Raw genomic sequence first — 8,290 nt, 5'->3', positions numbered from 1 at the left:
TTGTTTTACAACTTTTGAGACAGCCTCTTACTACTGTTCTTTTTATAATGCCTATTCATTCATTGCATCAAGCAACCTTAATATGTAGTTACCCAGATTACTTGCCAAAATTTTTCTGTATTCAGTTGAGTTTGTGTAGCCACCGTTTTGACTAAAAAACTCTTGCATGGGCTTATCCCAATCACTGTTTTTTGGCATAATAAAGCCAAAATTTTCGCCCTTCTGATCTCCTGCTGGCTGTCTTTGTATATTTAGTTTCTGCTCAAGTACCTGCATGTAAGTAGAAAAATCTATGTAAGTAAAATACTTTGGATTACTCGCAACCTTTTTGTTAGCCTCATCAAAAGTTACAGTAGTCTCTATTTTTAGCGCAGGAAAATATTTCGCCTTTAAATCTCTCATCCTCTGCTCGTGGGTAGTTTCGTTTTGAACTACTGCGATCATACCATTAAAGTCTTTAGAGATATTTGATAGGCTACTCAAACGTGGAGCACTCTGATTTGTAGCAAGAATAGCTACATTAGAAAAATAGGAAGGACTAAAAGTGTATATGCTCTTACGCTCATCAGTAATAGTTACATCACCAAGTCCAAATACGCCTCCATTGCTGGCCTTTACTGTATTTAAAAATAAGTCAAAATCCTGGGTGCGTGCTAAATCTTTATAGGTAACATTTACAGTAATACCATACTTTTCCTTGACGAAAGCCACAAAGTCATTCATAATATCGAAACAAACTCCGCTGTATTTACCATTGACTTTCTCTGCAAACTTTGGTGCATCGGTATAGGTCACAACTATATTCGCTTTTTTTGACGATTGAGCTTTCGCCCAGCTATCTCCTGAAAAGCTCTGTGCGTTAATCTCACACACAATAAACAGGATCGGAATTAACATTAATAATCTTTTCATACTCCTCATCTTTTTTAAAAATTCAACATCATCAATCTTTCCAAGATGGAAAAATTATTTGATTCTATAAAGTTTTACGGCTATTAAATAAATAAGGGCATAGTCTCAAAGACCATGCCCTTATGAATTTTATGATTTAGTGATTAATTACTGACGGCTAGCTCTTATCGGGTAAGTACCGTAAGATCCAAGCTTCATTTCACCATTAAATTCATCTTCCTGGATAATAACTTCTGAGGTTATATCAATACCTCCTCCAGCGTCTACTCTAAACTTAAAACTTAGAACATTACCTTTTACTGTTACTTCTTGCAATTCGTAAGTGCCATTTGCACCTACCATTGTACCAGAGTAATCATTTTTCTTTTTATCGATAGTAACTGTTCCTGTAGTGTTGCCCTGAGGGGTTTCTGCTGTGTATGCCCACGTACCTACTGCATCCACCTTAGCATCCATGTCTTTTTTGAAAGCATCAAACTTAGAAGCCTCCGCTTTTCTAGGAAACATGTTGTCTTCTGTATTTGTATCTGCAGTATCATTATTAGGATCTACAACGATATTAGTCACCTGTTTTTCGAAAGAGAAAACTTTCGTCACTTCCTGCTCATTGTATCTCCAGATCTCTGCAGGTATCGTTTGTGTCTCTTTAGTGCCGTCTTCAAAAGTAAACTCGATGATTATTGGCATTACCAATCCACCTTTGTTTGAAAACTTAAGCTGATAAAAGTTTTTACCGGCAAATTTGCTCATGATCGCTTTGTCGTCAACACGATTCATAAACTCACCGTAATATCTGTCATCAGTTTCAATTAGTGAGAATGGCTCCGGGCTATCACCAAAATCCATCATTTGTTCGCCTTCACTAGATGAAGCTGATGCAATCTCACCTTTCTTACCCTTGTTTTCTACATCTACTTTTTCATCTCTCATTTTAAACCACTTTACCTCATCTAAAGAGATATCAACGTGGTCTACAGAGTAAAACCAGCCTCTCCAGAACCAATCAAGGTCTACGGCTGAAGCGTCTTCCATTGTGCGGAAAAAGTCAGCTGGTTTTGGGTGCTTAAACATCCATCGGTTTGCGTATTCTTTGAAGGCCGCATCGAATAAATCAGGTCCCATTACAGTTTCTCTAAGCACTGTAAGAGCTGCTGAAGGCTTACCATATGCGTTGTATCCAAACTGCTTTACCTGCTCGGAATTAGTCATGATAGGACGAATCTGGCTTTTCTCCATTTTCATGTAACGAGTTACACCTTGTGGTGAACCCCAGGTAAGGTCAAGGTCATCATATCTTACGCGCTTCGTTTCTCTTTCTAAAAATGAATTCAATCCTTCATCCATCCATGTCCACTGACGCTCATCTGAGTTTACAATCATTGGGAAGTAGTTGTGCCCTACTTCGTGCACAATTACGCTGATCATACCATCTCTTAGTCTCTCAGAAACCTCTCCTTCAGGAGTCGGACGCCCGTAATTGAAGCAAATCATCGGGTACTCCATGCCTTGGTTAGCCGCGTGTACTGAGATTGCTACGGGGTATGGATAATCAAAGGTTCTTTCAGAGTAAACTTCAAGCGTATTTTTTACAGCCTTAGTCGACTCATCAGCCCAGAGCGGGTTCCCTTCTTTAGGGTAGAGTGACATGGCCAATGGCGTATTGCCATTAGGTAATTTTACTGCCTGTGCATCCCAGATGTACTTTCTTGAAGAAGCAAAGGCGAAGTCTCTTACACGCTCGGCCTTAAATTGCCAGGTAGCTGTCTTCTTTGATCTAGATTTTTCGTTTTCAATAGCCTCTTCTTCTGTTACAATAAAGACAGGTGCATCATAAGTAGATTTAGCTTTCTCAAATCTTTTAAACTGATCTTTAGATAGTACCTGCTTAGCGTTTTGTAACTCTCCGGTTGCTGCCACAATATGATCTGCCGGCACAGTGATGTTTACTTCATAGTCTCCGAAAGTAAGGGCAAACTCCCCTCTTCCTATGAATTGTTTGTTTTGCCATCCTTCGTAGTCATCGTACACAGCCATGCGAGGAAACCACTGAGCACAGGTATAAGCATAATTATCGTCTTCCGGGAAGTACTCAAAGCCTCCTCGGCCACCTACGGTCATTCTGTCATAAATGTTGTAAGACCAGTCTATAGAAAAAGTAAAGCTTTCGCCATTTTTTAAGACAGCAGGTAAGTCTATACGCATCATAGTGCGGTTAATGGTATGAGGCAATGGTTTACCACTCTCGTCCTTTACAGCTTTTATATCATAGCCGCCTTCATAATCATTGTCTACAATGCTGCCTTCAAAAAACTTGGCTGGCAGTGAGTCTCTCATAGATGTGTTACCTGTTACCTGAGAGAGGTTTCCTTTAGCTCTTACATTTTGGTCTAATTGTACCCATAAGTACTCTAAAGGATCAGGAGAGTTGTTGTAATATGTAATGGTTTCACTACCTGTTAAAATTTGAGTTTCATCATCGATAGAAACATCAATTTTGTAATCTGCTTTTTGCTGCCAGTAATTTTCACCCGGGGCACCAGAACCTGCCCTGTAAGTATTTGGTGTAGGCAGTTTCTCACCTAGTTGTTCAAACTTTTGTCCCCATTCTTCTTGAGCAAACACGCTTGTGCTCAATAAGCAAAGAACTGCAAATAATTTAAGTCTCTTCATCTTATTAAATCTTATTGAAAATCGGTTTAATAGTTTCTTCAGTAAAACAAATCTACTTAAAATTAATCGAGAATCGACTAGAATTACTCGATGCTCTTTAAGTAGATCGTGAACGGCATTATGGCTGGTTAAATGTGAGTAGGCCTTGCTTCAAACTGTAAATCTACAAGGCAAATTTGAGGGAAGCTTTGAGTATTCATAAGGCACAAAAAAGCCCTAAAAAAATGATTTAGGGCTTTATAAATTGATCTTTAATATTATTCTTCACCTGGCTGCATACTCCACGGAGGAGTGACGCCATTCATTCGTGCATAGGCGATCATTTGTCCCATATGCTCGCTTGAGTGGTTCATCACAATATTTACTAGGCTCATCTTGGTAAAATCTCCGGGAAATGGCATCTCGACTTTTACGCTCATGTCTTCTTCTTTCAGACTCTTTATAGCTGCTGTTACAAATTCGTGAGATTTGTTCAAAGCTTCCATTAAATCAGCCTTAGAGGTGAGTTCTTTTTCTATCGTCATGGGATTAAATCCTTCGGGCACAGTGGCCCCTAGCTTCATTCCGAAAAAGTAGTTTGCAGCTATGGCATGTCCGATAATGCCAGAAAATGACCTCACGCCTTCGGCAGGGCTCCAGGCAAATTTATCATCAGGCATAGCTTCTGCCAATTGGGCAATACGCCCTTTGGTATAGCTCATATTATTGATGGCCTCATTTTTAAACTGGTCTTGAGCAATAAGAGCACTGCCTACAAGTACTAATGCAAGTGTAACAATTGTTTTTTTCATGGTTGTGTAAGATTGGGTTTCAACTTAAGTTACACTTTATTTAAATGTTTTGAAAGCTCTATTTTCACCTGTTGCCACAAGAATCATGAGACACACTACAAATAAGAAAAGGCTTCCAAATGGAAGCCTTTTCTTAAAACAAATCAATTAAAACTAAAGTAAACTACTCTCCAGACTTGTCCTTGAACTCGTCAAACTTGGAAGTAGACTTCTCTCTAGGGAAAACATTGTCTTCAGTATCTGTATCTGCAGTTTCAAGCATAGGATCGAGTACGATGTTTGTTACCTCTTTATCAAATGAGAATACCTTGGTAATCTCACTTTCGTTGTATCTCCATATTTCTGCAGGTATTTTCTCAATGGTTTTTGTTCCATCATCAAAAGTAAACTCAACGATTACAGGCATTACAAGACCACCTTCGTTTGTAAACTTCATTTGATAGAAGTTCTTATCAGCAAACTTGCTCATTATAGCTTTGTCGTCTACGCGATTCATAAACTCACCATAATATCTGTCATCTGTTTCAATTAATGAAAAAGGAAGTGGCTCATCACCAAAGTCCATAGACTCGCCTTCTCCTGATTTTGCAGTAAGATCTCCTTTTTTCACAGTTTTACCTTTGTTCTCAACATCAGTTTCCTCTGATCTCATTTTGAACCACTTCACCTCATCGATAGAAATGTCAACATGGTCAACTGAGTAGAACCAACCTCTCCAGAACCAATCTAAATCAATGGCAGATGCATCTTCCATAGTACGGAAGAAATCAGCTGGTTTAGGGTGTTTAAATGCCCAACGTTGTGAGTAAGTTTTAAATGCTTTGTCAAAAAGCTCAGGTCCCATCACTGTTTCTCTTAAAATATTAAGTGCAGTAGCAGGTTTAGCATATGCATTAGCACCAAACTGCATGATCTGCTCAGAGTTAGTCATGATTGGTCTGATGTATTTCTTATCGCCTTTCATGTAATTAACAATACCAGCTGCAGGCCCTCTTCTAGAAGGGAAGTTTTCGTATTGCTCCTGCTCCGTTCTATACTGTACAAAAGTGTTAAGACCTTCGTCCATCCACGTCCACTGACGCTCATCTGAGTTAATGATCATTGGGAAGAAGTTATGGCCAACTTCGTGTATGATCACACCAATCATTCTGTATTTGGTACGATCTGAGTAAGTGCCATCAGGATTTGGTCTACCGAAGTTGAAGCAAATCATTGGGTACTCCATACCAATTGAAGCTCCGTGAACTGATATCGCTACTGGGTAAGGATACTCGATTGTGTATTTTGAGTATGTCTCTAATGTGTTTTTTACTGCCAGAGTTGACTCCTCTTCCCATAAAGGATTACCCTCTTTAGGATAGTAAGACATGGCAAGTGGCGTATAGTTATCTAGTTTAACTGCCTGCGCATCCCAGATAAACTTTCTTGAAGAAGCAAAAGCAAAGTCTCTCACATTTTCAGCATGGTACTCCCATGTTTGAGTCTTAGAAGATTTGTCTTTTTCGTTTTCGATGGCTTCTTCTTCTGTTACGATAATTACCGGCTTGTCAAACGATTTTTTTGCCTGCTCGAAACGCTCAAGGTGTGTTTTAGATAAAACGTCTTTTGCATTTTGAAGTGCTCCTGTAGAAGCCACAATGTGATCTTCCGGTACTGTGATTTTTACTTTATAGTCTCCAAAAGTAAGTGCAAACTCCCCACGGCCGAGGAATTGCTTGTTTTGCCACCCTTCGTAGTCGTCATAAACAGCCATACGTGGGTACCACTGAGCGATTGTGTATACGTAGTTATCATCTTCCGGGAAGTACTCGTAACCACCACGGCCACCTAGTTCCATTCTATCGTTGATGTTGTAGTACCACTCGATATTCATTTCAAATTTTTCGCCATTTTTAAGTGGTTGAGCAAGGTCAACTCTCATCATGGTTTTGTTGATCGTGTGTGGTAGTTTATTTCCATCAGCTCCTGTTACAGACTGGATTTTGAACCCACCTTCGTAATCAGTAAAACCAAGCCCTTGCGCTGCAAATTTTGCAGGCAGTGAATCTCTGATGTTTGTCTGCTGTACTTTAAGCGTGTTGGTACCCGGCTCTCTTACGTTTTGGTCTAGTTGTACCCAAAGGTAATTTAGTGGATGTGGTGAGTTGTTATAGTAAGTGATTGTTTCCTTACCAGAAAGCACCTGTTTCTCATCGTCTATTGAAACTTCTATGTCGTAGTCAGCTCTCTGTTGCCAGTACTTTTCACCTGGGGCACCAGATCCCGTACGGTATTCGTTGGGAGTAGGTAGCTCATCGCCTAATTGCTCAAATTTACCTTCCCATTGTTGATCATCCTGAGCATACGTATACCCTATGGTAAAAAGGGCAACTAATGCTACAAATAGCTTTTTTCTCATGTTTAGTTTGTTTGTAATTACCAAAATTTTGTTTCCATCATTAGCATCAGTGCGATACCTCCAATTGCTGATGAAATTACCAGCTTCCAATCCCTGCGTTTCACACCGAATAGATCCACCAATATAAAACTAATTATGAGGAAAATGGCAACGATTATTATCTGGCCTGCCTCAAGTCCTATATTAAAGGCCAATAGCTGTGATATAATACTTCTATCCTTTCCTAACAGGGCTCTTAAGTAGTTAGAAAAACCCAGCCCGTGAATCAATCCGAAAGCCAATGCAAAGAAGTAGTTGAGCTGTACCTTTGGGCTTTCAAACGTCCGTTGTTTCTTCACAATGTTGGCAATAGCCGTAAGCAGTATCGTAACAGGAATTAAAAATTCTATCACTTCGGTACGAAAATTGACTATACCTAATGTAGAAAGCGCCAGAGTAAGCGAGTGGCCTATAGTGAATGCGGTGACTAGTATAAGCACCTTTTTCCAATCTCTTATTAGAAATGTCGCGCAAAGCGCTATTACAAAGAGAATGTGGTCATATCCGTTTACATCTAAAATATGATCAAAACCAAGTTCGAAATACAGGAGAAATTCGGACATTTGAGCATGTTTATATTTTGAATGCCAAGTATATGGCTTTCTTGTTAAACCATTAAAACAAATTACATAAATGCTTCAGTATTTCTTATCAGCGGTGTTGCTTACAGGAAGTTTTTTACACCCAATTCATGTAAGTGTAACCGATATCGAGTATGACGAAGATAGAAAGGCTTTGGAAATTGCCTCTCATATATTTTTAGATGACATCGAAAAACATATCCGCATTATCAAAAAAGAACGATATCTGGATATCTTAAAGCCTGACAAAGACAGAACAACAGATGATTTAATCTCAGAATATCTCAAAGATCGTATTGCTATAAATGTAAATGGCAAGCCAGAAGAATATAAGTACCTGGGATTTGAAAGAGAGGCCGGTGCTATTTATGTTTACATGGAGGTTGAGAAAGTAAGAAAGCTAAAATCTCTCGAAATTCGCAATGAGGTTTTGCTTGACCTTTATGAAGACCAAATCAATCTGGTGCACGTAAAAGTGGATGGAAAAATTAGAAGCCTGAAGCTTGAAGAAAATAACGAAAAAGAACAGTTGAGTTACGAATAACACCAGGCAGTGCAATACTGCCTGGCTTAGATTAATTACTTGAGGGTATACCTAATCCCACCTCCTATTACTAACTGATCTGCTTCTCCCAAGACGAGTCTTAACTCACCATAAGGCTGAATGCTACTATCAATATTGAAGTTGACTCCCCCTCCGAGATTCAGACCAACATAAGTCTCACTTACATTTCTTACCCCTTCGGACCCGAAGAAGTCGTAATAGTCAATGGATAGGAATGCAAAGTTTAACCCACCAAGTGCATATGGCTCTACCGAAGACTCGACATCAAAATAATAATGACCATTGGCATTAAACTCAAACCATTTATAATCCAGGTCAGAATTAATACTACTAG

At 39.2% G+C, this 8,290-nt stretch carries 7 protein-coding genes; 1 reads left to right on the top strand and 6 read right to left on the bottom strand.

Annotated features, from left to right (window positions below; all coding sequences use genetic code 11):
* Window positions 1-51 precede the first annotated feature (51 nt).
* The 5 genes from E1176_RS10285 to E1176_RS10265 all read right to left on the bottom strand — a co-directional run bounded on the left by E1176_RS10285 (window position 52) and on the right by E1176_RS10265 (window position 7,373).
* Window positions 52-912, bottom strand: coding sequence for a substrate-binding periplasmic protein (locus tag E1176_RS10285; RefSeq protein ID WP_185152741.1), 861 nt, complete (start codon window positions 910-912; stop codon window positions 52-54).
* 147 nt (window positions 913-1,059) lie between these two features.
* The gene (locus E1176_RS10280) at window positions 1,060-3,582 is read right to left on the bottom strand and encodes a M1 family metallopeptidase (RefSeq protein ID WP_185152740.1); all 2,523 of its coding nucleotides are present in this window, start codon (window positions 3,580-3,582) and stop codon (window positions 1,060-1,062) included.
* Window positions 3,583-3,839: 257 nt separating this feature from the next.
* Window positions 3,840-4,373 carry a DinB family protein gene (locus E1176_RS10275; protein WP_155210523.1) on the bottom strand — a complete coding sequence of 178 codons (534 nt, stop codon included), beginning with the start codon at window positions 4,371-4,373 and terminating at the stop codon, window positions 3,840-3,842.
* Between the two features lie 163 nt (window positions 4,374-4,536).
* A complete protein-coding gene (locus E1176_RS10270) occupies window positions 4,537-6,771 on the bottom strand; it encodes a M1 family metallopeptidase (RefSeq protein ID WP_155210522.1) in 2,235 nt (744 codons plus the stop codon).
* Window positions 6,772-6,788: 17 nt separating this feature from the next.
* Entirely contained in the window at window positions 6,789-7,373 is a 585-nt protein-coding gene (locus tag E1176_RS10265) for a HupE/UreJ family protein (RefSeq protein WP_155210521.1), read from the bottom strand.
* A gap of 70 nt (window positions 7,374-7,443) precedes the next feature.
* Here E1176_RS10265 and E1176_RS10260 point away from each other — a divergent pair, with 70 nt between their 5' ends.
* Window positions 7,444-7,935: a DUF6702 family protein gene (locus E1176_RS10260; protein ID WP_155210520.1), complete on the top strand. Its 492-nt coding sequence runs from the start codon at window positions 7,444-7,446 to the stop codon at window positions 7,933-7,935.
* Window positions 7,936-7,970: 35 nt separating this feature from the next.
* Here E1176_RS10260 and E1176_RS10255 read toward each other — a convergent pair.
* A partial coding sequence (locus E1176_RS10255) for an outer membrane protein (protein ID WP_155210519.1) occupies window positions 7,971-8,290 on the bottom strand: 320 nt, incomplete at its 5' end.

The organism is Fulvivirga aurantia, assembly GCF_009711475.1.
GTDB lineage: Bacteria > Bacteroidota > Bacteroidia > Cytophagales > Cyclobacteriaceae > Fulvivirga > Fulvivirga aurantia.
Note: the sequence above shows the minus strand (reverse complement) of the source record. Positions and strands in the feature narration are given on the sequence as shown.